Annotated in this window: 22 protein-coding genes; 11 read left to right on the top strand and 11 right to left on the bottom strand. The window is 68.5% G+C overall.

The features are described 5' to 3' along the window. Nucleotides 1-80 precede the first annotated feature (80 nt). From ACSHSS_RS11860 to ACSHSS_RS11880, 5 genes are all read left to right on the top strand, one after another. The gene (locus tag ACSHSS_RS11860; RefSeq protein WP_105841748.1) at nt 81-1,082 is read left to right on the top strand and encodes an Acg family FMN-binding oxidoreductase; all 1,002 of its coding nucleotides are present in this window, start codon (nt 81-83) and stop codon (nt 1,080-1,082) included. Between the two features lie 52 nt (nt 1,083-1,134). Continuing rightward, nucleotides 1,135-1,467, top strand: coding sequence for a c-type cytochrome (locus tag ACSHSS_RS11865; protein WP_217059817.1), 333 nt, complete (start codon nt 1,135-1,137; stop codon nt 1,465-1,467). A 3-nt stretch (nt 1,468-1,470) separates the two neighbouring features. Next, the gene (locus ACSHSS_RS11870; RefSeq protein ID WP_146126210.1) at nt 1,471-1,854 is read left to right on the top strand and encodes a hypothetical protein; all 384 of its coding nucleotides are present in this window, start codon (nt 1,471-1,473) and stop codon (nt 1,852-1,854) included. A 238-nt stretch (nt 1,855-2,092) separates the two neighbouring features. Continuing rightward, the gene (locus ACSHSS_RS11875; protein WP_088927003.1) at nt 2,093-2,275 is read left to right on the top strand and encodes a hypothetical protein; all 183 of its coding nucleotides are present in this window, start codon (nt 2,093-2,095) and stop codon (nt 2,273-2,275) included. Between the two features lie 187 nt (nt 2,276-2,462). Further along, complete coding sequence (locus ACSHSS_RS11880) at nt 2,463-4,229, top strand: SulP family inorganic anion transporter (RefSeq protein WP_217073946.1); 1,767 nt, start codon at nt 2,463-2,465, stop codon at nt 4,227-4,229. 94 nt (nt 4,230-4,323) lie between these two features. Here the strand turns inward: ACSHSS_RS11880 and ACSHSS_RS11885 are convergent, their stop codons facing one another. Both ACSHSS_RS11885 and ACSHSS_RS11890 read right to left on the bottom strand, forming a co-directional pair. Next, nucleotides 4,324-4,563 carry a hypothetical protein gene (locus tag ACSHSS_RS11885; protein ID WP_445544992.1) on the bottom strand — a complete coding sequence of 80 codons (240 nt, stop codon included), beginning with the start codon at nt 4,561-4,563 and terminating at the stop codon, nt 4,324-4,326. Between the two features lie 45 nt (nt 4,564-4,608). Next, complete coding sequence (locus ACSHSS_RS11890; RefSeq protein WP_217261367.1) at nt 4,609-5,259, bottom strand: BON domain-containing protein; 651 nt, start codon at nt 5,257-5,259, stop codon at nt 4,609-4,611. A 306-nt stretch (nt 5,260-5,565) separates the two neighbouring features. Between ACSHSS_RS11890 and ACSHSS_RS11895 the strand changes: the two genes are divergently transcribed. Then, nucleotides 5,566-6,153 carry an IMPACT family protein gene (locus ACSHSS_RS11895; RefSeq protein WP_105836699.1) on the top strand — a complete coding sequence of 196 codons (588 nt, stop codon included), beginning with the start codon at nt 5,566-5,568 and terminating at the stop codon, nt 6,151-6,153. 73 nt (nt 6,154-6,226) lie between these two features. On the opposite strand, the gene ppk2 is transcribed toward ACSHSS_RS11895, so the two are convergent. Together ppk2 and ggt are read right to left on the bottom strand one after the other, a co-directional pair. Continuing rightward, nucleotides 6,227-7,171, bottom strand: coding sequence for a polyphosphate kinase 2 (ppk2, locus tag ACSHSS_RS11900; RefSeq protein ID WP_006402457.1), 945 nt, complete (start codon nt 7,169-7,171; stop codon nt 6,227-6,229). A gap of 210 nt (nt 7,172-7,381) precedes the next feature. Next, on the bottom strand, nt 7,382-9,103 hold the full coding sequence (ggt, locus tag ACSHSS_RS11905; RefSeq protein ID WP_445544993.1) for a gamma-glutamyltransferase: 1,722 nt from the start codon (nt 9,101-9,103) through the stop codon (nt 7,382-7,384). Between the two features lie 329 nt (nt 9,104-9,432). Here ggt and ACSHSS_RS11910 point away from each other — a divergent pair, with 329 nt between their 5' ends. The 3 genes from ACSHSS_RS11910 (at nt 9,433) to ACSHSS_RS11920 (ending at nt 15,969) form a co-directional block, all read left to right on the top strand. After that, nucleotides 9,433-9,957: a metal-dependent hydrolase gene (locus tag ACSHSS_RS11910; protein ID WP_445544994.1), complete on the top strand. Its 525-nt coding sequence runs from the start codon at nt 9,433-9,435 to the stop codon at nt 9,955-9,957. Between the two features lie 160 nt (nt 9,958-10,117). Further along, on the top strand, nt 10,118-14,560 hold the full coding sequence (locus ACSHSS_RS11915) for a DEAD/DEAH box helicase (RefSeq protein WP_445544995.1): 4,443 nt from the start codon (nt 10,118-10,120) through the stop codon (nt 14,558-14,560). Nucleotides 14,561-14,694: 134 nt separating this feature from the next. Next, nucleotides 14,695-15,969 carry an APC family permease gene (locus ACSHSS_RS11920; protein ID WP_445544996.1) on the top strand — a complete coding sequence of 425 codons (1,275 nt, stop codon included), beginning with the start codon at nt 14,695-14,697 and terminating at the stop codon, nt 15,967-15,969. 420 nt (nt 15,970-16,389) lie between these two features. On the opposite strand, the gene pcaQ is transcribed toward ACSHSS_RS11920, so the two are convergent. Beyond that, the gene (pcaQ, locus tag ACSHSS_RS11925; protein ID WP_006399889.1) at nt 16,390-17,367 is read right to left on the bottom strand and encodes a pca operon transcription factor PcaQ; all 978 of its coding nucleotides are present in this window, start codon (nt 17,365-17,367) and stop codon (nt 16,390-16,392) included. A 287-nt stretch (nt 17,368-17,654) separates the two neighbouring features. Between pcaQ and pcaH the strand changes: the two genes are divergently transcribed. Continuing rightward, on the top strand, nt 17,655-18,362 hold the full coding sequence (gene pcaH / locus ACSHSS_RS11930; protein WP_006399888.1) for a protocatechuate 3,4-dioxygenase subunit beta: 708 nt from the start codon (nt 17,655-17,657) through the stop codon (nt 18,360-18,362). 3 nt (nt 18,363-18,365) lie between these two features. Continuing rightward, on the top strand, nt 18,366-18,959 hold the full coding sequence (gene pcaG / locus ACSHSS_RS11935; protein WP_006403756.1) for a protocatechuate 3,4-dioxygenase subunit alpha: 594 nt from the start codon (nt 18,366-18,368) through the stop codon (nt 18,957-18,959). Nucleotides 18,960-19,410: 451 nt separating this feature from the next. Here the strand turns inward: pcaG and ACSHSS_RS11940 are convergent, their stop codons facing one another. From ACSHSS_RS11940 to ACSHSS_RS11965, 6 genes are all read right to left on the bottom strand, one after another. Next, nucleotides 19,411-20,238: a M55 family metallopeptidase gene (locus ACSHSS_RS11940; RefSeq protein WP_105756221.1), complete on the bottom strand. Its 828-nt coding sequence runs from the start codon at nt 20,236-20,238 to the stop codon at nt 19,411-19,413. Continuing rightward, nucleotides 20,235-21,308 carry a DmpA family aminopeptidase gene (locus tag ACSHSS_RS11945; protein WP_445544997.1) on the bottom strand — a complete coding sequence of 358 codons (1,074 nt, stop codon included), beginning with the start codon at nt 21,306-21,308 and terminating at the stop codon, nt 20,235-20,237. Before ACSHSS_RS11945 ends, ACSHSS_RS11940 begins: the two co-directional genes overlap by 4 nt. Further along, nucleotides 21,308-22,201, bottom strand: coding sequence for a glutathione ABC transporter permease GsiD (gene gsiD, locus ACSHSS_RS11950; RefSeq protein ID WP_012217143.1), 894 nt, complete (start codon nt 22,199-22,201; stop codon nt 21,308-21,310). The genes ACSHSS_RS11945 and gsiD overlap by 1 nt, the downstream gene beginning before the upstream one ends. Nucleotides 22,202-22,208: 7 nt before the next feature. Further along, entirely contained in the window at nt 22,209-23,129 is a 921-nt protein-coding gene (gsiC, locus tag ACSHSS_RS11955; protein ID WP_035954655.1) for a glutathione ABC transporter permease GsiC, read from the bottom strand. A 76-nt stretch (nt 23,130-23,205) separates the two neighbouring features. Next, the gene (gsiB, locus tag ACSHSS_RS11960; RefSeq protein WP_006399880.1) at nt 23,206-24,768 is read right to left on the bottom strand and encodes a glutathione ABC transporter substrate-binding protein GsiB; all 1,563 of its coding nucleotides are present in this window, start codon (nt 24,766-24,768) and stop codon (nt 23,206-23,208) included. A 105-nt stretch (nt 24,769-24,873) separates the two neighbouring features. After that, entirely contained in the window at nt 24,874-26,817 is a 1,944-nt protein-coding gene (locus ACSHSS_RS11965) for a dipeptide ABC transporter ATP-binding protein (protein WP_445544998.1), read from the bottom strand. Nucleotides 26,818-26,830 lie beyond the last annotated feature (13 nt).

Consider the following 26,830-nt stretch of genomic DNA (forward strand, 5'->3'; position numbering starts at 1 on the left):
GACGTGAGTCAACGGCCGCCGGCCGGTTGCTGAGACGATGAAATGGCATGCCGCCGGCCCGGCGACCAGGAGATGACCGCATGATATCCGTTACCCCGCTTGCCGCCAGCGCCCATCCCGACAGACGGCTGAAGTCGCTTCTGCGTTATGCGGCGCTGGCGCCGTCGAGCCATAACTCCCAGCCGTGGCGGTTCATCATCGACGGCAATACGATCGCCCTCTGCGCGGACCGCGCCCGCGCCTTGCCGGTGATCGATCCGTTCGACCGCGAGTTGATTATCAGTTGCGGCGCGGCATTACTGAACCTGCGCGTCGCGCTCAATCACGCGGAACTCGCGCACACGATCAGCACGTTTCCTTCCGATATCGACCCCGATCTGCTTGCGCTCGTGCGCATATGCAACGACGGCTATACAGACACACTCCTCGGCACGCTGTTCGACTCGATGCCGATGCGCGTAACGACGCGTGCGCCGTTCGAATCGACCGCGGTGCCCGACGAGATCCAGCGCGCGATGATCGCGGCGGGCGCGGCAGAAGGCGCCGATGTCGTGTGCATCGATTCGGTCGCGCATCGCGCACGGGTGGCCGAGCTGGTCGCCGAGGCCGATCGTCAGCAGTTCGCGGACCCGCGCTTCCGGCGGGAGCTGGCGAGCTGGATCGATCCGCGCCGGCGCTTCGACGGCATGCCGGCATTCGCGGCTGGCGTGCCCGCGCTGCTGGATTTCGCGGCGCCCATCGCCACGATGGCGGTACGCACGTTCGATCTCGGCAACGGTCTGGCCGCGCTGCATCATCAGCTCGTCGGCGCATCGCCGTTGATCGTCTGCCTCTCGACCACACGTGACCACCGCGACGCATGGCTCGCTGCAGGGCAGGCGCTGGAGCGGATCCTGCTCGTGGCAACGCGTGCCGGCTACACCGCGTCGTACCTGAATCAACCGATCGAATCGCCCGGACCGCGTGCGCATCTGCGCCATGTGCTCGGCCTTCAAGGCGAGCCGCAGTTGCTGCTGCGCGTCGGACGCGGCCCGCATGTGCCGCATTCGCCGCGACGCCCGCTCGACGACATGATCTCCTGAACGCGCGCGGCGTTGCGTTCGCCGCTGGCCCCCCGAAAGAGGATGAAACGACATGAACGTCGTACGTTGCCTGCCCTTCTGCACGATCGCCGCGGCCAGCATCGTCGCTGCTCAGACAACCCTGCCGGAGCCAGTCGAACTCGTCGACGCGCAGCACTGCATGTTCTGCCACACGTCCGACCTGCCGTTTCTCGGCCCGTCGTTTCAGCAGATCGCGCAGCGATATCGCGGCGTGCCGAATGCTGCCGACAAGCTGGAGCGCAAGTTGCGCGTCGGCGGCCCGGTCCATTGGGGAGACACGCCGATGCCGCCCGCCGTCGATCGCGGCGCGGCGCTGTCCGCGGACGATGCGCATCGGCTCGTGCAATGGGTGCTCAGTCAGTGAGCATTGCGCGCCGTCGTCCTGGGCGGGCCAGTGCGTGCAGCGCGCGACCGAAGCAACCGTCGCACCGGCCTGCATCGAACGGACGCGCGCACGTTCAAGCGAGGGCGCAAGGAGCGAAGCGGACGAGCGTCATGTGTCTCCGGCGCCGCGGGCGCGCTCACGCGCCGCTGCGCACCGGTCGACGACAACGACGAGACCATTCTGCAGCGCGCGAGCATGCGCGGCACCCGGCTGCAGTTCCACTACTGGAAGGCGGAAGCGCGTCTGCAGAAGGCGCGCATTTACCATGCAATCGTGAGTCGCGACCTCGAGCTATTTACCTATTGCAAATCCGCAACCGGCATCTGGCACGCGATCGGATGCTGGTACGCGCAGCGCCGCGCGTAGCGGACGATACGGCGCCGCGCTTCGTCGAAGCCATCCGCCATGTAGGAATCCGCCGACGTCGTTTGCGCGATTCCTACCGCAGCTTCCGGGCCGGCTGATTGAATCGTCCGGACACGGTGACGATACTGAAACCGTAGAAGCCGCCTGCGTCGCAGGCCGGCCGCAGCCATCAGGAGACACGCCATGTCATACGCTGCCCCCCCCTCGTTCCGGTCCGGACGCCGGCGCCGCCCGTCGCGTGAGCGAACCGGCCGTCGCCCTCGACCTGCAGGCGCTCGTCGAACTTGCCCGGGAAGCCGGCATGCTCGTGATACTGGACGGTCAGATCGGACGCGAGCGCTACGAGAGCGTCACGGGCTCGATCGCCACACTCGCCCGTTTCGCACGGGCGTTGCAGCTTTCGGCGCCCGAAGCGGCATGACGCCGAGTACGCGTCACGCAGCAACGTCGATCATGCATGCCGTCCGGCGGTGCTTGCATCGCCGGTTGATGCGAACGATCGGCGGCGCCCGGCGTTGCGTGGATCGGTCGCGGCTCGTCACCTTCCGCCAGCCGTGCGCCTTGATACGCGTCGCGTCGCGTTAGCGCCGATGGAGGATGAAACCGCGATGAGGCGTCTCCTTTTCGCACGAATTGCACGCCTGCTGCCCGGCACTGCCGTCATCGCGCAGTATCGACGCGCGTGGCTCACACGCGATCTATATGCGGGCATCGCGCTGTCGGCTGTACTCGTTCCGGTCGGAATGAGCTACGCGCAGGCGGCCGAATTGCCGCCCGTCACCGGACTCTATGCGTCAATTGCCGCGCTGCTCGCCTATGCGCTGTTCGGGCCGAGCCGGATCCTCGTGCTCGGCCCCGATTCCGCACTCGCCGCACTGATCGCCGGTGCGATCACCCCGCTCGCCGGCCACGATCCGCAACGTGCCGTCGCGCTTGCGGGCGCGCTTGCGTTGTCGTCCGGCGCGATCTGCATCCTGCTCGGCACGCTGCGACTCGGCTTCGTCACCGATCTGCTGTCGCGTCCGATTCAATACGGCTACCTGAACGGCATCGCCATTACGCTTGCCGTCGGCCGCCTGCCGGAGCTGTTCGGGATGCCGGGCTCCAGCACGGACGTCTTGCCGAACATTCCGCAGATCCTGCAAGCGCTTTCCGAACACCGGTTCTCGGCGGACGCCGCGCTGCTCGGTGCGGCCGTCCTTGCCGGCATCGCGCTCATGAAGCGAACGGTGCCGCGTTGGCCCGGCGTGCTCGTCGCCGTCGTCGCTGCGACGGCGCTCGCGCGGCTATTGCCATTGCACGGCATCGCCACCGTCGGCGCGTTGCCGGCCGGTGCGCCCGCGCCGCATCTGCCGCACGTCTCGCTCGCCGACTTGACCTCGCTCGCGTCCGGTGCGGCAGCGATCGCACTCGTATCGTTCGCCGACATCAGCATGCTGTCGCGTGCGCTTTCCATACGTGCAGGCGACATGCCCGATCGCAACCAGGAGCTCGTCGCGCTCGGTGCGGCGAACCTGCTCGCCGGCGCGATGCAGGGCTGCGCCGTCAGCAGCAGCGCGTCGCGCACGCCCGTCGCGATCGCGGCAGGTGCACAGAGCCAGCTCACGAATCTGATCGCCGCCGCCTGCATCGCGTTACTGCTCGTGGCCGCACCGATGCTGCTGACGCTCGTTCCGCGCGCGGCGCTGGCCGCAGTCGTGGTCTATGCCGCCATCGGCATCGCCGACGTTCGCAGCGTCGTCCGACTCTATCGGATGCGGCGCGGCGAATGCCTGATCTCGGTGCTGTGTTTCGCGGGTGTCGTCGGCATCGGCGTCGTGCCCGGCATCCTGCTCGCGAGCGCGCTGTCGCTGCTGTCGTTCGTCTGGCGAGCATGGCACCCATACGATGCCGTGCTCGGCCGGCTCGCCGGCGTGCGCGGTTATCACGACATCGCGCGGCATCCGGATGCGGTGCAGACACCGGGGCTCGTGCTGTTTCGCTGGGATGCCCCGCTCTTCTATGCAAACGTCGAAATCTTCTGCGAGCATCTGCACGCCGCGATCGCCCGGGCGGCGCGGCCCGTCGCACGCATTGTCGTTGCGTCCGAGCCCGTCACCGATATCGACGTCAGCGCCGCCGATCGGCTCGTCGCACTTTGCCACGAACTTGGCGAACAAGGGATCGCATTGAACTTTGCGGAGATGAAAGGTCCTGTGAAGGACCGGCTGCGCGCGTACGGCCTGTTCGACGTTTTCGGGCCGGCCAGCTTCTTTCCGACGGTGACCGATGCCGTCGCCCATCACGTTCAGCGGAGGAAGCCGGCCAGCGGCTCGAACGGTGATCCGGCACCGTATGAAACCGCGCCCCATGTGCGAGATCGAGCGGGCCGATGATCGCGCAAAACGCGCTACGCACGGATCCTGCGCGGACCGCATCGCGCAACAGCGCGACCTCGCCGTCGATGCGACCCGCGGGTCCCGCGGCAGTTCAGATCGTGAACGTGTTCGCCTTCTTCATTTCGACCCACGTCATGCCGGCACGAAGTCCTTCGACCGCGGCCTCATGCTCGGTCGCATACGTCCTGCCGGGCGCGAATGTCCGCTCGCACGCGCCCTCCGGCGCCGTCAACGTCAGACGGACGCGACAACGATAGCCGCCCCCGTCCGCGGCGGCCGTTTCGATCGCCACCGTCCAGTCGGCGTCGCGAAGCTCGCCTGAAATCGCCATCGGATCGCCCCCCTCTTTTGTACGGACATCGGCGCCGTCCGTCGCTCATTCGACGATCAGATCGTCGACGACTGCGCGCACGCCGCGGGCCGACCACGCGGCGCCGCGCACGGCCTTGCGCTCCGAGAACGAACCGACCTTGCCCGACAGCCGCACAGTCCCGTCGCGCACGTCGATGCCGATGTGCCTCGCTTCGCGCTCCGCATGTCGCATGATCGCGCGGCGGATGTTCGCGCCGATGTCCGCCGATCCCGCCGCGCCTTGCACGCTGATGCGATTCGTCACGCCGGTCACGCTGCGCATCTGCGAGATCGTGCGTGCGGCGAGATGGCTCTGGTATGCCCAATCGACCTTGCCGGACAACGTGATCCAGCCGTGTTCGACCTGCACCTTGACTGCATCCTCGTGCAACCCGACCGTCCAGTGCAGGACCGAGCGCACGGCATGGGCGATGTCCTCGTCAGTGCGCACGTCGTCGTTGGGCAGATGCACGGTCATGTCGACCACGACCGCCCTGACGCCGGCCACACGATTCGCCGCACGCTCGACGGCCAGCTTCTCGGCGTAGCTGGGAGGATGACCCGAAAGCGTCACGATCCGGTCGGACACTTCGACACCGATGCGCGTCGGGTCGATCGCCGGATCGGACGCCAGTTCCTCCTGCACTTCCTGCTTCAACTGCTTGTCGCTTTTCATCGTCCGTGCTCCAGTGACGACGGCCCGCCCGCGGGCCGCACGCATCCAGATTTGCACATGGGCAACACCGGTTCGCTGACGCAGGTCAACGGCAGCTGCGGCAGATGGTCCGCGCGTTATCCGAGCGACTTCGGTATGGCTCAATACGCGCCACGGTAGAATTTCGTTTTCTCGTTTCACCGGCCCATCCAGGTACCGTGAAAGCAAAATCCCCGTTTTGCTTCCACGCCGATCAACATCGAACGATCGATCGCGGCAGCAGTACCTCAGCCTCTGGATTCCTCTCGCATTTCATCAGTCCGGACCATGCCCTACTCGCTCGCCGCCGCCACCACCCGGGAACTCGAAATCCGCAAAAGCCGCTTCATCGCACACGCGATCCCGGTCGAAGACCGTGAGGCCGCCATGCAAGCGCTGCAGCAACTGCGCGACGCCCACCCGACGGCCACGCACGTCTGCTGGGCGCTGCTCGCGGGCGGTCAGTCGGGAATGTCGGACGACGGCGAACCGTCGGGCACCGCGGGCAGACCGATCCTTGAAGTGCTGCGCCATCACGATCTCGACGGCGTACTCGGCGCAGTGGTGCGCTACTACGGCGGCGTAAAACTCGGTGCGGGCGGCCTCGTGCGCGCCTACACGGACGCGATCGCGTCGGCGCTGCTCGATGCGGAACGCGTCGCGCGGATTCGCCACACGCGGTTCGCCATCGAAATCGGTTATCCGGACGAGGCGCGCGTGCGCCGCTGGATCGAACAGGCGGGATACGAACTGGCAGACAGCGCGTACGGCATGACGGTCAGGCTCGTGATCAAACTGCCCGAGACCGCCGAAGCGGCCGCAAAGACAGCGCTGTTCGATCTGACGCAAGGCCGCGCGGGCTTCCCTACCGCGTGATGCGGCATGCGTCGCACCGCGCACGCATGGCGATCGACCGACGCCTCGCGCCCGCGCCGGTCACCCGCACCGGTCAATAGATTTCCGGCACGATCATGTGATCCGGCACCGGCCGGCGAATGTAGTCCTCGTGATGCTCGCGCTGCGGCAATTCGATCGTCGGCCGCGGCACTTCGTGGTACGGCACCTGGCTCAGCAGATGATGGATGCAGTTGAGCCGCGCGCGCTTCTTGTCGACGGCCTGCACGACCCACCACGGCGCCTCGGGGATATGCGTACGCTGCAGCATCTCCTCCTTCGCGGCCGTATAGGCCTCCCAGCGACGGCGGCTCTCGAGATCCATCGGGCTCAGCTTCCACTGCTTCAGCGGATCCTCGATCCGGCTCTGGAAACGCAGTTCCTGCTCGCTGTCGGTGATCGAGAACCAGTACTTGACGATCTGGATGCCGCTGCGCACGAGCATCTTCTCGAACTCGGGCACCGACCGGAAGAACTCCTCGTATTCGTCGTCGGTACAGAAATTCATCACGCGTTCGACGCCCGCGCGGTTGTACCAGCTGCGGTCGAACAGCACGATCTCGCCGCCGGCCGGCAGATGCGCGACGTAGCGCTGGAAATACCATTGCGTCCGTTCGCGGTTGTTCGGCGCGGGTAGCGCAGCCACGCGGCAGACGCGCGGATTGAGCCGCTGCGTGATGCGCTTGATTACGCCGCCCTTGCCGGCCGCATCGCGCCCCTCGAAGATCACGACGAGCCGATGCCCGGTGCTCACGACCCAGTCCTGCAGCTTCACGAGCTCGCCCTGCAGGCGGAACAGTTCGCGGAAATACTGCTTGCGCGCCTCGCGGCGCTCCTGCGAGAACAGCAGCTCGTCGCCGTCGTCGAAGCGGCGATCATCGAGCTCCATCTCGAGCTCTTCGTCGTAGGCGTCGACGAGATCCTCCTCGAAACGGCGCCGACGCGCGTCGAGCGATTGCGTGTCGGAGCGGTCGTCGGTTTCGGTGCGGTTGTCGTTCATCGAGCCTCCTTCGATCGGGTCGCAGCCAAACTCCCGCATTATCCCAGCGTCGCGCGTCAAATTGATGAAAAACGACTTCGTGCCGGCGCCGGCACGGCACGGCACGCGCGACACGCACGGCAGCGCGCCGCATGCGCCGGTCCACAACGGAAAACGCCGGGCGCGAACCCGGCGTCTCGATTGTCAGCGCGGCCGCGCGAATGACGCGCGTTACCGGATGATGCGCGTCACGCCGCGTCCGCGCGGATCGGCCACCGCTTCCGGCGTTTTTCCGTCGACCTTGATCACCTGGATGTCGCCGCTGAAGTCCTGTCCCTTCAGCGTATAGCCGCGCGCCTCGAGCTGCTTCGCGAGCTCACCCTCGATCGGGTGGTACGGCTCCCAGAAGATCGTGTTCGGCGGCAGCAGTTGGTGATGGAAGCGCATCGCGCCGACGGCCTCCTTCAACGGCATCTTGAAGTCGTAGATGTTGTTGATCACCTGGAAGATCGACGTGAAGATCCGCGAGCCGCCCGGCGTGCCGATCACGAGCGACACCTTGCCGTCCTTCGTCAGGATCGTCGGCGACATCGACGACAGCGGACGCTTCTTCGGCTCGATTGCGTTCGCGTCGCTGCCGACCACGCCGAACATGTTCGCGACGCCCGGCTTCGCGGAGAAGTCGTCCATCTCGTCGTTCAGCACGATGCCCGTGCCGTCGGCAATCACGCCCGACCCGAAATAGCCGTTGATCGTGTACGTGTTCGAGACCGCGTTGCCCCACTTGTCGACGACGGAGTAGTGCGTCGTCTCGGCCTTCTCCGGCATCGTCGTGCCGAGGCCAGGCTGCACGCTCTTCGTATCGGACGGCTCCTTCGGGTTGACTTCGGCTGCGCGCTTCGCGATATAGGCGTCGTCGGTCAATTGCGCGACCGGCACCTTGTAGAAATCCGGATCGCCGAGATACTGCGCACGATCGGCGAACACACGCTTCTCGATTTCCGCGACGAGATGGATGTATTGCGGCGAGTTCAGCGTCACGCCCTCGAAATCCTGCTTCCGATCGGCCTTCATCTTCAGCAACTGCACGAGGCCGATCCCGCCCGAGCTCGGCGGCGGCGCGGTGATCACGTCGTAGCCGTTCCACTTGGCCTGCACGGGCTCGCGCCACACCGCGCGATATTGCGCGAGATCCTCGGTCGTGATCAGGCCGTTGCCGTCGCCGCTCTTCATCGATGCGGCAATCAGCTCGGCCGTCTTGCCCTTGTAAAAGCCTTCCGCACCCTGGTTCGCGATGCGCGCCAGCACGGCGGCGAGATCGGGCTGCTTGAAGTTCGCACCGGCCTTCAGCCCCGAGAAGTACTTGTCGAAGTTCGTCTTGCCGCCGAACTCCTTCGATGCATCGACGCCGCGCTGCGCGAGCTGCTCGTCGACGATGAAGCCGTCGCGCGCGTAGTGGATCGCCGGCGCGAGCACCTGCTTCCATTTCAGCTTGCCGAAGCGCTTCTGCGCCTCCCACATGCCGGCGACCGTGCCCGGCACGCCGACCGCGCGCGGGCCGTAGAGGCTCATCCCCTTGATGACGTTGCCGTCCTTGTCGAGGTACATGTCCTTCGTCGCCGCGAGCGGCGCGCGTTCGCGGTAGTCGATGAAGTACGGCTTGCCGTCCTTGTAGATCGTCATGAAGCCGCCGCCGCCGATGTTGCCGGCTTCCGGATACGTGACGGCGAGCGTGAATGCGATGGCGACGGCCGCGTCGATCGCGTTGCCGCCTTCCTTGAAGATCTGCTCGGCGGCATCCGCGCTGTACTTGTCGGCGACCGCGACGGCCGAGCTCGTCAGCACCGCGGGTTGCGGGCCCTTCGCATAGACGGGTGCGTTCGGCAGGAAACCGATGCCGGCCACCGTCGCGAACACGACGGCGGATGATTTGAAGCGATTCAGCGTAGTCATTGCATGTCCCCCATATGGATCTCCTTCAGGCTGGAAAAGCACCCGATCCGTTTATAGCCGCTGGCGCGCCGGCGGCCATAGGCCGGTTTCGTAGTACAGGGGGACAAAAAGGGTCGAACACGCGCCGCACCGCGAATCGTCATGCGCTTGTGTGCGTCGTGCCGCTCTGCGATGAAACGGCACGCGCGGTTCCCGTGCCTCGCGCCGAAACGAAAAAATCTGCAACCGATCGCCCGCTGCCTGCACGCATCTGAGAAGATAGCGCCCCGCTTTTCCGGGCGCGGCGCCGCCGTTCCCGTTCGTTCAGGCTTCTTCGTCTTTCGTTTCATATGGCATCGCACAACGCGCATCATGCGTCCGGCTTCGCGGCGGGCGTCGCGGCCGCCGCCCTCGTCGCGCAAACGGGCGCCACCGGGCCGTGGCATACCGCGCTCGTCGCCGCATTCATCGCCGGCGTCGCGGGCGGCACGGCGCCCGACTGGCTCGAACTCGCGTGGTGGAGCCGCAAGCGGCGGCTGTGGATCGCGCATCGCACCGTCACGCACTGGGGCATCGGCTGGCTCGCGCTGCTCGCGCTCGGCTGGCACGGACTCACGCATCATCCGCATCCGCTCTGGGCCGCGCCGCTGTTCGGCTTCGCGTGCGGCGGCCTGATGCATCTGCTCGCCGACTGGCCGAACCCGCTCGGCGTGCCATGGATCTGGCGGCGCCACTCGCTCAATCTCTGGAACAGCGGCCACTGCGATCTGATCGTCGTCGCGGCCGCGTGGGGCGGCACGCTCTGGCTCGTGCAGTCTGCGTGGACGCCCGCGCCGCTGCTGCAGCACTGGCTCGGCTGGCTGCATCGCGTGTAGCGCACGGCGGCGACGCGTGCGCGCACGTTGAAAGTCGCGCGACGTCCCCCATCTGTGGTGAATCCCCGTTCCGTCACGCGCGGCACGCGCGCGCGACGTCTGGCACACTGGCGATGCGCGCACGGCCGCGCCTGCGCTCGCACCCCAATTCACCGAACCGATGGACGCCACCGCTACCCGCCCCGCCACGCGCGCGCTGGATGTGTTTCATCCGGCCGTCGCCGCTTGGTTTCGCCGCACGTTCGCCGCACCGACCGGCGCGCAGGCGCTCGCGTGGCCGCACATCAAGGCCGGCCGCTCGACGCTCGTCGCCGCGCCGACCGGTTCCGGCAAGACGCTGACCGCGTTTCTGTGCGCGCTCGACGAACTCGTGCGCGACGCGCTCGCGCATGACGGCGCGCTGCCGGACGCGACGCTCGTCGTCTACGTATCGCCGCTGAAGGCGCTGTCGAACGACATTCACGTGAATCTCAATGCGCCGCTTGCCGGCATCGCCGAATCGCTCGCGCAGCTCGGCATGCCCGTGCCGACGATCCGCACCGCGGTACGCACGGGCGATACGACGCAGGCCGAGCGCAGCGCGCTGCGCAAGCGCGCGCCGCACATCCTCGTGACGACGCCCGAATCGCTGTACGTGCTGCTGTCGTCGACCTCGGGCCGGCAGATGCTGTCGACCGTTCGATCGGTGATCGTCGACGAAATCCACGCGCTCGCGTCGTCGAAGCGCGGCAGTCATCTCGCGCTGTCGCTCGAACGGCTCGACGCGCTGGTCGGCCGTGCGCTGCCGCGCATCGGGCTGTCGGCCACGCAAAAGCCGATCGATGCGGTCGCGCGCTTTCTCGTCGGCGGCCCGGCCGACGCGCCGCGCGAATGCGCGATCGTCGATACGGGCCACACGCGTGAACGCGATCTCGCGCTCGAACTGCCGAACGTGCCGCTCGAACCGGTGATGGCGAACGACGTGTGGGAACAGCTGTACGACCGCATCGCGGCGCTCGCGGCCGCGCATCGCACGACGCTCGTGTTCGTCAACACGCGGCGCACGGCCGAGCGCATGGCGCGTCATCTCGCCGAGCGGCTCGGCAAGGACGCGATCGCCGCGCATCACGGCAGTCTCGCGAAGGAGCATCGCTTCGATGCGGAGCAGCGGCTCAAGCGCGGCGAACTGAAGCTGCTCGTCGCGACCGCATCGCTCGAACTCGGCATCGACATCGGCGATGTCGATCTCGTCTGCCAGGTCGGTTCGCCGCGCGGGATCGCGCCGTTCCTGCAGCGCGTCGGCCGCTCGGGGCACCACGTCGGCGGCGTGCCGAAGGGCCGGCTGTTTCCGCTGTCGCGCGACGAGCTCGTCGAATGCGCGGCGTTGCTCGACTGTGTGCGCCGCGGCGAACTCGACACGCTGCGGATTCCGGAAGCGCCGCTCGACGTGCTCGCCCAGCAGATCGTCGCCGAAGTCGCGTGCGCGGAATGGCGCGAGGACGCGCTCTACGCGAGCTTCACGCGCGCCGCGCCCTATGCGCGCCTGTCGCGCGAGCGCTTCGACGACGTGATGAAGATGCTTGCGGAAGGCTTCACGAGCCGCCGCGGCGTGCGCGGCGCGTATCTGCACCGCGACGTCGTCGGCGGCACCGTGCGCGGCCGGCGCAACGCGATGATGACGGCGACGACCTCCGGCGGCACGATTCCCGACATGGCCGACTACGCGGTGCTGCTCGAACCGCAAGGCATCCAGGTCGGCACGGTCAACGAAGACTTCGCAGTCGAGAGCCTCGCCGGCGACGTGTTCCAGCTCGGCAATCAGTCGTACCGGATCATTCGCGTCGAAACGGGGCGCGTGCGCGTCGAGGATGCGCAGGGCCAGTCGCCGAACATTCCGTTCTGGCTCGGCGAAGCGCCGGGACGCAGCGACGAGCTGTCGGCGGCCGTCGGCCGGCTGCGTGCGCAGCTCGACGCGCTGTTTGCCGAAGGCGATCGCCGGACGCAGGCGCGCGCCGCATCGCGCAAGCGCGCCGGCGCCGATGCCGATCCGGGCGCCGCACCCGCAACCGGCGTCGCGCTCGCGGACAGCCGCCTGGCGCCGGCGCTGCGCTGGCTCGTCGACGAGCTGCGGCTGTCCGACGAAGCGGCCCGGCAGATCGTCGACTATCTCGCGCGCGCCCGCGCGGCGCTCGGCGCACTGCCGACGCAGGACACGCTCGTGATGGAGCGCTTCTTCGACGAATCGGGCGGCACGCAGCTCGTGATCCACTCGCCGTTCGGCAGCCGCATCAACCGCGCGTGGGGGCTCGCGCTGCGCAAGCGCTTCTGCCGCAGTTTCAACTTCGAACTGCAGGCGGCGGCGACCGACGATGCGATCATCCTGTCGCTGTCGCTCGCGCACAGCTTCGCGCTCGAGGACGTATGGCGCTACCTGCGCTCGACGAGCGCCGAACACGTGCTGATCCAGGCGCTGCTCGACGCGCCGCTGTTCGGCGTGCGCTGGCGCTGGAATGCGACGACGTCGCTCGCGCTGCCGCGCTTCACGGGCGGCCGGCGCACGGCACCGCAACTGCAGCGGATGAAAAGCGACGACCTGCTCGCGACCGTGTTTCCCGATCAGGCCGCGTGCCTCGAGAACGTCGTCGGCGAACGCGAGATTCCGCATCACCCGCTCGTCGACCAGACGCTCGACGATTGCCTGCACGACGCGATGGACGCCGACGGCTGGCTGGCGCTGCTACGCCGGATCGAAAGCGGCGCGGTCGAACTGATCGCGCGCGACCTGCCCGCGCCGTCGCCGCTCGCGGCCGAGATCCTCAACGCGAAACCGTACGCGTATCTCGACGATGCGCCGATCGAGGAGCGCCGCACGCAGGCGGTGTTGTCGCGCCGCTGGAGCGATCCCGAATCGGCCGACGATCTCGGCGCGCTCGACGCTGATGCGATCGCCGCGGTGCGCGACGAAGCGTGGCCGCTCGTGCGCGATGCGGACGAAATGCACGATGCGCTGCTGACGCTCGCATGCATCGCCGAAGACGAAGCGAACGCACACGAAGGCTGGCCTGCGTGGCTCGCCGAACTCGCGGGCAGTCGCCGCGCGACGAAGCTCGTCACGCCGGACGGCGCCGCGCTGTGGGTGCCGGTCGAACGGCTCGTCTGCGTGCGCGCGGTGCACGCGGATGCGCGCGTGACGCCCGCGCTGAAGGTGCCGGCCGCATGCGCGCAGCCGTGGGAAGCGGACGCCGCGTGCGTCGAGCTGATCCGCGCGCGGCTGACCGGTTTCGGCCCGTTGCCGCTCGATGCGATCGCGCGACCGCTCGGCCTGCCGCCGGCCGCCGCCGCGGCGGCGCTCGCGGCCCTCGAACGCGAAGGCTACGTGATGCGTGGTCGCTTCACGCCGGGCACGCCCGTCGACGAATGGTGCGAACGCCATCTGCTCGCGCGCATTCATCGCTATACGGTGAAGCGGCTGCGCCGCGAAATCGAGCCGGTCGAGCGTGCGGACTTCATGCGCTTCCTGTTCCACTGGCAGCATCTGACACCCGACACACGCGGCACAGGCCGCGACGCGCTCGCGGCCGTCGTCGAGCAGCTCGAAGGCTACGAGGCCGCCGCGGGCGCATGGGAAGACGCGCTGCTGCCGGCGCGGCTCAGCGACTACACGGCGGGCGGCCTCGACGAGCTGTGCCGCTCCGGCAAGCTCGTCTGGACACGGATCGGCGCGCCCGCGCGCGCGGCCGGCACGCCCGTGAAGACCACGCCGATCGTGCTGCTGCCGCGCCGGCATCTGGCCGCATGGCATGCGCTGCGCGATCCCGACGCGCAGCCGACGCTGTCGGCGCGCGCCGCGCAGGTGCGCGATGCGCTCGCCGCGCACGGCGCGATGTTCTTCGACGCGCTGCTCGACGAGCTGCACATGCTACCGGTCGAACTCGAACAGGCGCTCGGCGAACTCGTCTCGGCCGGCCTTGCCAACGCGGACAGCTTCGCGGGGCTGCGCGCGCTGCTGAAGCCGGCCGTCAAGCGCAGCGCGACCTACGCGCCGCGCACGCGGCGCGGCGGCGCGCTGATCGGCGGCATGGACGACGCGGGCCGCTGGGCGCTCGTACAGCGCCCGGCCGAGCGCGCGCAGACGGATGCACCGAAGCGCCACGCGCCCGCGACCGATCCGGCCGCGCTCGAACACGTCGTGTGGACATTGCTGCGCCGCTACGGCGTCGTCTTCTGGCGGCTGCTCGAGCGCGAAGCCGACTGGCTGCCGAGCTGGCGCGAGCTCGTGCGCGTGCTGCAGCGCCTCGAAGCGCGCGGCGAAATCCGTGGCGGCCGCTTCGTCGCGGGCCTCGCGGGCGAGCAATTCGCGTTGCCCGAAGCGATCCCGATCCTGCGCGAAATACGGCGGCAGCCGGGCGACGGACAGACCGTCTGCGTGACCGGCGTCGATCCGCTCAACCTCGTCGGCACGCTGCTGCCCGGCGACAAGGTGCCGGCGCTCGCCGGCAATCGCGTGCTGTTTCGCGACGGCGTGCCGATCGCCTCGCTCGTGTCCGGCGCGTTCCGCTATGTGCCCGACCTGACGGCCGCCGAGCGCGAGGACGCGCGCATCCGGCTCGCACGCCGCTACTGACGTCCGCTGACATCGGGCGCGCCGCCGACTACTGATCGCCGCGCCGCGGCCCCGCTGCCGTTCGGGTAGCATCGGACGATTATTCACCGCGCGGCACGCCGCGCGTACGACAAGCCGTCCGGAGACAGTCACCCATGCGCTCGCACGCCGATTCGCCCGCCGCTCATCACGGCGGTTCGCTGACGATTTTCCAGGGCGCCGCGCTGTATATCGGCGCGGTGCTCGGCACCGGCGTGATCGCGTTGCCCGCGCTGGCCGCCGACGTCGCGGGCCCCGCGTCGCTGCTCGCCTGGGCCGCGCTCGTCGTGCTGTCGGCACCGCTCGCGGCGACGTTCGCGGCGCTCGGCGCGCGCTACCCGGACGCCGGCGGCGTATCGACGTATGCGCGACGCGCGTTCGGGCCGAAGGCGGCGGCCATCGTCGGCTGGTGCTTCTATTTCGCGGTGCCGGCCGGCGCGCCGGCGGCCGCGATGTTCGGCGGCGCGTACGTCGCGGCCGTGACGGGCGGCGGACAAACGACCGTCATCGCGACCGCGGCCGCGCTGATCGCCATCGTGTCGGCTGCGAACGCGTTCGGCGTGACGGTGTCGGGCCGCATGCAACTCGTGCTGTCGGCGCTGCTCGTGACGCTGCTGCTCGCGGCCGTGCTCGCGTCCGCGCCGCATGCGCGCACGGCGAACCTGCATCCGTTCGCGCCGCACGGCTGGCTCGCGGTCGGACAGGCGGCCGCGCTGCTCGTCTGGAGTTTCGCCGGATGGGAAGCGATCACGCATCTGGCGGCCGAATTTCGACGCCCCGCGCACGACATGCCGCGCTCGGCCGGCATTGCGGTCGTGGTCGTCGGCTTGCTCTATCTGTCCGTGGCCGCGGCGAGCGTGATGGTGCTCGGGCCGTCGGCCGGCGCGTCGGGCGCCCCGCTCGCCGAACTGATCGCCGGCGGTATCGGCGGCCATGCGCAGGTGCTGGCGACGGCCGCGGCGCTGCTGCTCACGCTCGGCACGATGAACGCCTATTTCGCCGGCGCGGCGAAACTCGGCGCGGCGCTCGGCCGCGACGGCGCGCTGCCCGCGTGGCTCGCGCAAGGCAGTCAGGTCGGCGGCGTGCCGCGCCGCAGCCTCGCTGCGATTGCGGTGCTCGCGGCGGCCGCGCTCGCCGCGACGACGCTCGCGGGCGTCGGGCCGACGCCGCTCGTGCTCGTCACGTCGGGCTGCTTCGTGATGGTGTACGGGCTCGGCGCGGCGGCTGCACTGAAACTGCTGCCGCGCGGCAGCGTCGCGTATCGCTGCGCGTGGATTTCGCTGATCGCGGTCGCCGGGCTGTTCGTGACGACGGGATGGTATGTCGTGTGCCCGCTGCTGCTTGCCGGCGGCGCGCTGCTCTATCTGCGGATGATGGTGCGGCGGGGGTGATGCGATGCGCCGTGTGGTCGCGGGTGCGGGTGGCGGCGTGGCGGTTGGTGCTCGGCGGTTGGCGCTCGACGTTTGGAGCTCGACGTTTGGAGCTCGACGTTTGACGCTTGGCGCTTGGCGCTTCGCGCTTGGCGTTTGGCGTTTGGCGTTTGGCGTTTGGCGTTTGGCGTTTGGCGTTTGGCGGTTGGCGGTTGGCGGCCCGCAGCTAGCGGTTGACGGCCCTGCGGCTGACGGCTCGCGGCTGGCGGTTGGCGATTGGCGATTGGCGGCAGGCGGTTGACGGCCCCCGCGGCTAACGGCTCGTAGCTCGTAGCTCGCGGCCGACGGCTGACTGCCCTGCGGCCGACGACTCGCGGCTCCGCGACGCGTCGCCCACGCCCTCGCCCGCGCATCCAACCTCGACCGCGACACCCTCGCGCGTCAGCCGCCACGACGCGCCGGTTTGCGCGCCGCGCGGCGCGGCCGCGCGTCGCCGAAGCGCGCACGCGCAATATCGCGCACCGCGTCGATCAGCGTGCGCGCGACGGGCGTCGGCTGCGCGTCGGTGCGCAGCACGAGCCCGACCGGCTCGTCGGTGCCGGCGGCCGGCAGCGGCAGCCGCGCGAGCGCGCCGGCCGACAGATCGTATTCGGCCGCATACAGCGGCACGAACCACACCGCATCGTTCTCGAGCGCGAGCGCACGCGCGACCGACACCGACAGCACCTCGATGAACGCATCGAGCGGCGGCGCCCCGCACGCGCCGAGCAGCTGCTCGGCCGACTGGCGAATCAGCGTACCGTACGGCGGCAGCACGACCGGATAGCGCGCGAGCTCGGCGGCCGGCGCGGCGCTTGCGAGCAGCGGATGGCCGGCGCGCACGACCGCGACGAGCGGCTCGTTGTACAGCTGCTCGAACGCGAGCCCGACCATGCGCTCGGGCTCCGACAAGCGCCCGATCGCGCATTCGATCGCCCCGGCCTTCAGCCGTTCGAGCAGCTCCGTATTGGCCGCCGTCGCGATCCGCACGACGACGCGCGGCCAGCGTGCGGCCAGCGCCTTCATCAGTGCCGGCGCGAGCGACGCGGCCACGGTCGGCAGCATGCCGATCTCGAGCGTCGCGGCGGCCGCGCCGCCCTCGCGCGCGAGCAAGCCGACGCCCTGCCGCAATGCGAGCACGCACGCGTTCGCATGCGGCATGAAGAGTTGCGCTTCGCGCGTCGGCTGCGCGCCGTGGCGGCCGCGCTCGAACAGCTTCACGCCGAGAATGCCCTCCAGCTCGGCGATCGTCTTCGACACCGCCGGCTGCGTGATCGACAGGCTTTCCGCGGCCTTCTGCACGCCGCCCAGCTGCGCGACCGCGAGAAAGCACTGCAGATGCCGGAACTTGACGCGGCCGTCCGCGATTCGATTATTCATAACAGATCGTTATGCGATGGGCGATAAAGTGCCATTTTGCATAACTTTTCGGCAAAACCGAAGCAGCCCGAGGTCCGGGATCGACAGCGTGGCGGAAACAGATCGCCGAAGACGCGCCTCACGGCCCGCCCGACGCCCGCCGACACGCGGCGCCACGCGAATCGGCGCGCTCGACCGATGTATAACCACCCGTTATACGATCCGCGAAAAAAGGTCATTTTGCATAACTTTCCGGATTGGCTAAAGTCCTGCCATCCACTTGTCGAAACATCTTCAGGAGACGCCCGATGGATGCCCCCACGATCCTCACGCCGCGCGACTGGCCGTCGCATCCCGCGTATGTCCATCCCGAGTACCGCTCGTCGGTCAAACGCGGCCCGACGCGGCCGCTGATCCCGCTGAAGGAAAAGCTGCGCGACCAGTACGCGCCCGTCTACGGCGCCGAGGATCTCGGCCCGCTCGACCACGATCTGACGAAAAACGCCGTGAAGAACGGCGAGCCGCTCGGCGAGCGGATCGTCGTCACGGGCCGCGTGCTCGACGAAGGCGGCAAGCCGGTGCGCAACACGCTCGTCGAAGTGTGGCAGGCGAACGCGGCCGGCCGCTACGTGCACAAGGTCGATCAGCACGACGCGCCGCTCGATCCGAATTTCCTCGGCGCCGGCCGCTGCCTGACCGACGACGAAGGCCGCTACCGCTTCCTGACGATCAAGCCCGGCGCATACCCGTGGGGCAACCATCCGAACGCGTGGCGCCCGAATCACATCCACTTCTCGCTGTTCGGCGACTATTTCGGCTCGCGTCTCGTCACGCAGATGTACTTCCCCGGCGATCCGCTGCTCGCGTACGACCCGATCTTCCAGGGCACGCCGGAAGCCGCGCGCGAGCGGCTGATCTCGCGTTTTTCGATGGACATTACCGAAGAAGGCTATGCGCTCGGCTACGAATTCGACATCGTGCTGCGCGGCCGCGACGCCACCCCGATGGAGCGCTGAACCATGACGACGCTGAAGCAAACCCCTTCGCAAACGGTCGGCCCGTATTTCGCCTACGGCCTGTGTCCGCAGCAGTACGACTACGATCTGAAGAGCCTGTTTACGCCGACGCTCGCCGCGCCGCACGCCGAAGGCGAGCACGTGCTGCTGGTCGGTCAGGTATTCGACGGCGACGGCAACGTCGTCAGCGACGCGATCCTCGAGTTCACGCAGGTGGACGGCGCGGGCCGCTATCCGGCATCGCGCGACGACATCGCGAAGTCCGGCTTCACGGGCTTCGCGCGGGTCGGCACCGGCACCGATCCGCAGCATCGCTACGTCGTCGAGACGGTCAAGCCCGGCCGCATCGGCGCGGACGACGCACCGCACGTGAACGTGACCGTCATGATGCGCGGGATCCTCACGCACGCGTTCACGCGCCTGTATTTCGACGACGAAGCGGCGGCGAACGCGAACGATCCGGTGCTGAACGCGGTGCCGGCCGAGCGCCGTGCGACGCTGGTCGCGAAGCGCGACGCACAGCCGGGCCGGCCGGTCGTCTATCGGTTCGACATCCGGATGCAGGGCCCGGACGAAACGGTGTTCTTCGACGTGTAAGGCGCGCGCCGGCCGACGCCGGCGCACGTGACGCGACGCCGCGTGTCGCGATGCCGAATCCGGCGTCGCGGCACGCGGCGTTATCGTTTGCGCGCTGAATCGATGCTGCGTCGCGCAAGCGCCGCGGGCGGCGGAAACGGCGCGGAAACGGCGTCCGGACGGGCCGCCGTGTGCGCGCGACGACGCGTAGACGACACGCATGCTGCGCACGCACATGCGTCGTCGGCACGACGGGTTTTGGCTTGCGTGATCCGCATCCTATTCTGTCTTATCGACCGCAATTCGACGTCATTGAATCGTATTAGGAAACAATGATCGCGTGACCCACAGACCAGGCGGCTCGGCGCATGCCGCCGGGCGTTTTTGCCGACCGAGTGCCTTTGAGCGCGGCTGCAGAATCCGGCAGACGCGCGTTTTTTTGTCCGCTGCCGCAAGCCGCGGCAGCGCCGCCTCAGCGCAGCATGAACGACATCGCCGACAAGCTGTTCAGCGTGCGCACCACGTGCTCGACCGACGGCCCCTCGAAACGCAGCGTCACCGCATCGACGCGCTCGAGCGACGGCAGCACGCAGAACAGGTCGGCGATTGCGGGCGTCTGTACGCGCAGCGTGCAGTGCGCCGGCGCGGGCCGATGCGCGCCGGCGCGCAATCCGCTCGACACCGCGCGCGCGACCGTTTCGCGCGCGGCGATCGCAATCCGCGCGCATGCGGCGGCCGGCGTCAGCGTGTCGCCGCTCGATGCGCCGCCGGCCGTCTTCACGGTCTCGAAACGGGCATCGGGAAACAGCGGCTGCGTTTCTTCGGCGAACACGTCGTCGCCGGACGCGAGCACGACGTGCGCGCCGTATTCGCGCGCGAGCGCGCCATAGAGCCCCGCCTCGCCGAGCTCGACGCCGTTGAGCCAGACCTGCGTAAAGGCGAAGGTGTTGATCGTGTGCGCAAGCACGCCGCGCGTCTGCGACTTCGCGTGATAGCCGATCATGAACACGAGGTCCGGCTGCCGTTCGAGGCCCGCCATCATCCCGAGCGTGCGCGGCTTGCCGAGCACGACGCGCGCGCGTGCGTCGAGCGCGTCCGGCAGCAGGTTGCGATAACCGCCGTGCGAGTCGTTGACCCACACGGACTGCGCGCCGCCCGCGAACGCGCCTTCGATCGCCGCATTCGCTTCGGCGGTCATCCAGCGCCGCGCCCGTTCGTACTCGGGATTGCCGGCGCGCGTCTGCTCGACGGCAAACACGCCGGCGACGCCTTCGATATCGGTCGAGATCAGGATCTTCATCGTTGAATGGTGGTCGGTCCTTCGTTGAGCAGGCGGTCGAGGTCGGGCACCGCGTCGCGCAGCGCGCGCCGCACGTGCCCGTCGCGGCCGACGACCGTGACAGCCTGCAGCAACGCGTCGGCGATCGCGTGCTCGACGCTGTCGGCCGCGGCCATGAACAGCGGGTCGAGCGCGGCATCGGCGACGAGCGCCGGCAGCGCGACGTAATCGGCATCGTGCGCGATCGTATAGGCGGTCGAGAACGCGAGCGCGATGTCGCCGCTGCCGTGCCCGTACACCGAGCCGGTGCGCGCGAGCCCGGCCGCCGCACGACGCGCGAGCCGCGACAGTTGCCGCGCGTCGAGCGGCGCATCGGTCGCGACGAGCATGATGATCGAGCCCTGCTCCGGCCGCGCGACCGGCTCGCCCGCCGCCTGCCGCGCCGCGACGATGCGTCCGACCGGCACGCCGCCGAGCGTCAGCATCGGCAGCCGGCCGAAATTCGCGAGCACGAGCGCGCCGACCGTATAGGGCCGACCGGCCGCGATCGCGACGCGCGACGCGGAGCCGATGCCGCCCTTCAGATCGAAGCACGACATCCCGCGCCCGGCGCCGACCGCACCGCGCGCGACCTCGCGCGACGCGGCCGCGCATGCGGCGTCGTAATGCGCGGGTGCGATCGCGAACGCGTGAAGGTCGTTCAGATAACCGTCGTTGCACTCGAACACGAGCGGGTTCACGGTCGGCCAGTCGCGGCCGATCTGCGGATTCGCGGCGACGGCCGCACGGATCTGCGCCTGCGCGACGGTGCCGACGCCGAACGTGTTCGTCAGCGCGATCGGCGTGTCGAGCGTGCCGAGCTCGTCGACCTGCACGAGCCCGACGCTCTTGCCGAAGCCGTTGATCACGGCCGCGCCGGCCGGCACCTTGCTGCGGTACGGATCGCCCGGATGCGGCTTGACGACCGTGACGCCCGTCTGCACCGCGCCGTCGTCGAGCGTGCAATGGCCGACCGTCACGCCCGGCACGTCGGCGATCGTGTTGCGCGGGCCGGCAGGCAACGCGCCGTTCCACCCCGGCACGGTGTGCATCAGCGACGCTCCAGTTTCGGGTCGAGCGCGTCGCGCAGGCCGTCGCCGAGCAGATTGAACGCGAGCACGGTCAGGAAGATCGCGAGGCTCGGAAAAATCGCGACGTGCGGCGCGGCGACCATGTCCGCACGCGCTTCGTTCAGCATCGCGCCCCACTCGGGTGTCGGCGGCTGCGCGCCGAGCCCGAGGAACGACAGGCTCGCGGCCGTGATGATCGAGGTGCCGATGCGCATCGTGAAGTAGACGACGACCGACGACACGGTGCCCGGCAGGATGTGCCGCATGATGATCGTCCAGTCGGACGCGCCGATGCTGCGCGCGGCCTCGACGTAGGTCATGTGCTTGAGCATCAACGTGTTGCCGCGCACGAGCCGCGCGAACGCCGGGATGCTGAAGATCGCGACCGCGCAGATCACGTTGACCATCCCGTTGCCGAGAATCGCGACGACGCCGATCGCGAGCAGGATGCCGGGAAACGCGAACAGCACGTCGGCGATGCGCATCGTGATGCGGTCCCACCAGCCTTCGTAGTAGCCGGCGAGCAGCCCGAACAGCGTGCCGATCAGCGCGCCGAGCGCGACCGAGAAGAAGCCGGCCGCAAGCGAGATCCGCGTGCCCGCGACGATCCGGCTGAAGATGTCGCGGCCGAGCGAATCGACGCCGAACCAGTGCACGGCCGACGGGCCCGCGTTCAGCGCGTCGTAGTCGAAGTAGTTCTCCGGATCGAACGGCACGACGTGCGGGCCGACGAACGCGAGCACGACGAGCATCAGCACGAATCCGCCGGCGACGAGCGCCACCGTCTGCTTGCGGAACTTGCGCCAGAATTCGCGCCACGGCGTGCGCACGGCGGTTTCGGCGGGCGCGGTCGGGCCTGGAACGGTTGCGTTCATGCGCACCTCACTTGAACCGGATGGTCGGATTGATGACCGCGTAGAGCACGTCGACGGTCAGGTTGATCAGGATGAATTCGAGCGAGAACAGCAGCACGATCGCCTGGATCACGGGGTAATCGCGCATCGTCACCGAATCGACGAGCAGCCGGCCGAGCCCGGGCCAGTTGAACACGGCCTCGACGACGATCGACCCGCCGAGCAGGAAGCCGAACTGCAGCCCCATCATCGTGACGACCGGAATCATCGCGTTGCGCAGGCAGTGCTTGAGCACGACCTTCGGCTCGTGCACGCCCTTCGCGCGCGCGGTGCGCACGAAGTCCTCGTTCATCACCTCGACGAACGACGCGCGCGTGAAGCGCGCCATCACGGCCGCGACCGCCGCGCCGAGCGTGAGCGACGGCAGCACGTAGCTCTTCCACGTGCCGTCCGGCACGACGGGCAGCCAGCCGAGCTTCACCGAGAAGATTTCCATCAGCAGCATGCCGAGCGCGAACGCCGGAAACGAGATGCCGGACACCGCGAGCGTCATCCCGAGTCGGTCCGGCCAGCGGTTGCGCCATACGGCCGACGCGATGCCGATCGCCATCCCGAACAGCGTCGCCCACGCCATGCTGACGATCGTCAGCATCAGCGTCGGCATGAAGCGCTCGCCGATTTCCGTCGATACCGGCCGCTTGCTGCGCGTCGATACGCCGAAATCGCCGTGCGCGATCTTCACGAAGAAATTCGCGAACTGCGTCGGCAGCGGCCGATCGAGGCCGAGATCGGCGCGCACGAGCGCGACCGTCGCTTCGTCGGCTTCGGGGCCGGCCGCGAGCCGCGCCGGGTCGCCCGGCAGTAGATGCACGAACAAGAACACGAGCACCGCGACGATCGCGAGCGTGGGCAGCAGGCCGAACAGCCGTTTGATGATGAAAGTCAGCATGGTGACACCGAACAGGGGCCGCTTGCCGGCGCGATCGACGCGATGCGCCGGCAAGCCGCGATGCGCGCGAGCGCGCTCAGTTCATCGAAACCTCGTCGATATTGAACGACCCGTCCGGCATCACGTAGATGCCGTGCAGCCGCTTGCTGCGCGCATAGACGATGTTCTCCTGCACGAGGAAGATCCACGGCGCGTCGGCCCAGATCCGCTTCTGCGCATCGCCGTAGAGCTCGGCCTTTTTCGCGCGATCGACGGTCTGCAGCGCCTTCGAGAGGTCGTCGTCGAGGGCCGGGTTCCGGTAGTACGCCGTATTGAACAGCTTCGGCGGCATCGACGCCGCCGCCAGCAGCGGCGTGAGCGCCCAGTTCGCTTCGCCGGTCGACGCGGACCAGCCGATATAGAACATCCGCACCGGCGCGGTGGCCGGGTCCGGCGCGCTCTCGACCTTCGACACGCGCTCGCCCGATTCGAGCGCCTGCACCTGCGCCTTCACGCCCACCTGCGCGAGCTGCTGCTGCAGGAACTGGATCACCTTCTGCGAGGTCGTGTTGTTGTAGCCGGACCAGAGCACCGTCTCGAAGCCGTTCGGATAGCCGGCCTCCTTCAGCAGCGCGCGCGCCTTCGCCGGATCGTACGGCCACGGGCCCGTCTTCGTCGAGAATTCGACGCCCGGCGGCACGACGCCCGTCGACGGCGTCGCGAAGCCCGAGAACGCGACCTTCACGAGCGCCTCCTTGTTGATCGCGTAGTTCAGCGCCTGGCGCACCTTCAGGTTGTCGAACGGCTTTTGCTGCATGTTCAGCGACACGTAGCGCGCGACGATCGACGGCCGCTCGACGATGTCGAGCTTCGGATTGCTCTTCAGGTCGGGCACCTGCTCGTACGGAATGCGGAACGCCATGTCGGCCTGTCCGGCCTTCATCAGCGCGGCGCGCGTGTTGTTGTCGATCACGGGTTTCCAGTCGAGCGCGTCGATCTTCGGATAGCCCTTCTTCCAATAGCCGGCGAATTTCTTCACCTTCAGGTCGTCCGTCTGCTTCCATTCGACGAACTCGAACGGCCCGGTGCCGACCGGATGCAGCGCGACGTCGCGCCCCCACTTCTTCAGCGCGGCCGGCGAAATCATCACGGCCGACGGATGCGCGAGCGTGTTGATGATCGCGGAGAACGGCTCGCGCAGCGTGAGCTTCACCGTGTACGGATCGACGACTTCGGTCTTCTCGATCACGCGGAACAGGTTGTAGCGCTTGAGCTTGTTCGCCGGGTCGGTCACGCGATCGAAGTTCGCCTTCACGGCGTCCGCGTTGAAGTCGGTGCCGTCATGGAACTTCACGCCCTTGCGCAGATGGATCGTGTAGACCTTCGCGTCCGGCGACGCGTCGTAGCCGGTCGCGAGCACGTTCACGACCTTCATGTCCTTGTCGAAGCCGAACAAGCCCTCGTAGAACGACTTCGCGGCCGCCTGCGACACCGTGTCGTTCGCGTCGTACGGATCCATCGTCGTAAACGTCTGGTCGACCGCGATCACCGCGGTCTGCTGCGCGAACGCGGGCAGCGCGGCCGTCAGCGCGAACACGCTCGCGCCGGCGGCGAGCAGCGCGCGCGGACGGAACATCGGCAACGAAAGCGACTTGTTCATAAAGGCTGGCTCCTTGTGCATGGTTCTGTGACGCGTGACGGAAGACGCGGGATCGACTGCCCCGCGCCGGACAAACACATTGCCTCGCAGACGCGCGACGCGGCGTCAGTACGCGCCGCCGACGCGATGCGTCGCGACGTAATGATCGGGCCCGACGGCGACGAGCGGCGCGACGACCGGCTCGTCGCCGACCGCGCGGATCGGGCTCGGAATCTCGTCCGCGGCGAGCTGGCGCGGCGCGTGCCGGCGCGCCGGATCGGCGATCGGCACCGCGCTCATCAGCTTCTTCGTATACGGATGCTGCGGCGCTTCGAACACCGCGCGGCGCGGGCCGATCTCGACGATCTGGCCGAGATACATCACCGCGACGCGATGGCTGATGCGCTCGACGACGGCCATGTCGTGCGAGATGAACAGATACGCGACGCCGAGCTCGCGCTGCAGGTCGAGCATCAGGTTGACGATCTGCGCCTGCACCGACACGTCGAGCGCCGACACCGACTCGTCCGCGATCACGACCTTCGGATTCAGCGCGAGCGCGCGCGCGATCGCGATCCGTTGGCGCTGGCCGCCGGAGAATTCGTGCGGATAGCGCCGTGCGGCGTCGCGCGGCAGCCCGACCTTGTCGAGCAGCCAGTCGACGCGCGCCTGCGCGTCGCGGCCGCTCGCGACGCCGTGCACGAGCAGCGGCTCCATGATCGAGAAGCCGACGGTCAGCCGCGGATTCAGCGAAGCGAACGGGTCCTGGAAGATGAACTGGATGTTGCGCCGCAGTGCCTGCAGGTCGTGGCCGCTCAATGCGCTGATGTCGCGGCCGTCGAACTCGATCGAGCCGCTCTGCGATTCGACGAGACGCAGCAGCGAACGGCCGGTCGTCGACTTGCCGCATCCCGATTCGCCGACGAGCGCGAGCGTTTCGCCCGCGCGCAGTTCGAAACTCACGCGCTCGACCGCATGCACGTATTGCGACACGCGGCCGAACAGCCCGCTCTTTACCGGGAAGCGCGTGACGAGATCGCGCACGCGCAGGATCGGCGGCGCCGCGGGATCGACGCGCGGCTGCGTGTCGGTACGCGCGCCGGCGGGCGTGTCGCGTGCCTCGTCCGCATCGTCGTTCGCCGCGGGCGCCGCCGTCGCGGGGGCGGCAGCGGGCGCGGTCGCGTCCGCGTTCAGCAGCGGAAATTTCTCCGGCACGTCGGTGCCGTGCATCGATCCGAGCCGCGGCACGGCCGCGAGCAGCGCGCGCGTGTAGCGATGCGCGGGCGTCGCGAAGATGCGCTCGGACGCGCCCTCCTCGACCTTTTCGCCGCGATACATCACGAGCACGCGGTCGGCCACTTCGGCCACCACGCCCATGTCGTGCGTAATGAAGATCACGCCCATGTTCATCTCGTCCTGCAGCCCGCGAATCAATTGCAGGATCTGCGCCTGGATCGTCACGTCGAGCGCCGTCGTCGGCTCGTCGGCGATCAGCAGCGCCGGCCGGCACGACAGCGCCATCGCGATCATCACGCGCTGCCGCATCCCGCCCGAGAGCTGATGCGGATAGCGCGCGAACACGCGGCGCGCTTCCGGAATCCGCACGAGGTCGAGCAGACGCAACGCTTCCGCGCGCGCCTGCGCGGGCGACTTCGCCTGATGCAGCGCGATCGCCTCGCTGATCTGGTCGCCGACCGTGAAGACCGGATTCAGCGACGTCATCGGTTCCTGGAAGATCATCGCGACATCGGCGCCGCGAATGCCGCGCATCGTCGCGGCGCTCGCCTGCACGAGATCGACGACTGCGCCGCCGCGGCGGCGCAGCGCGATTCGCCCGCTCGTGATCTCGCCGCCGCCATGCTCGACGAGCCGCATCAGCGCGAGCGACGTGACCGACTTGCCGGAACCCGATTCGCCGACGATCGCGAGCGTCTCGCCGCGATCGACGTGAAACGACACGTGGCGCACCGCGTCGAACGTCGCGCGCTCGCGCCGGAACATCACCGACAGATCGTCGACGGCAACGACGCGCTGCTCGGGCAGCACCAGACCTGACGGGCTCGGTTTCATGCGGGTCTCCTCG

This window comes from Burkholderia sp. BC1 (assembly GCF_052683555.1).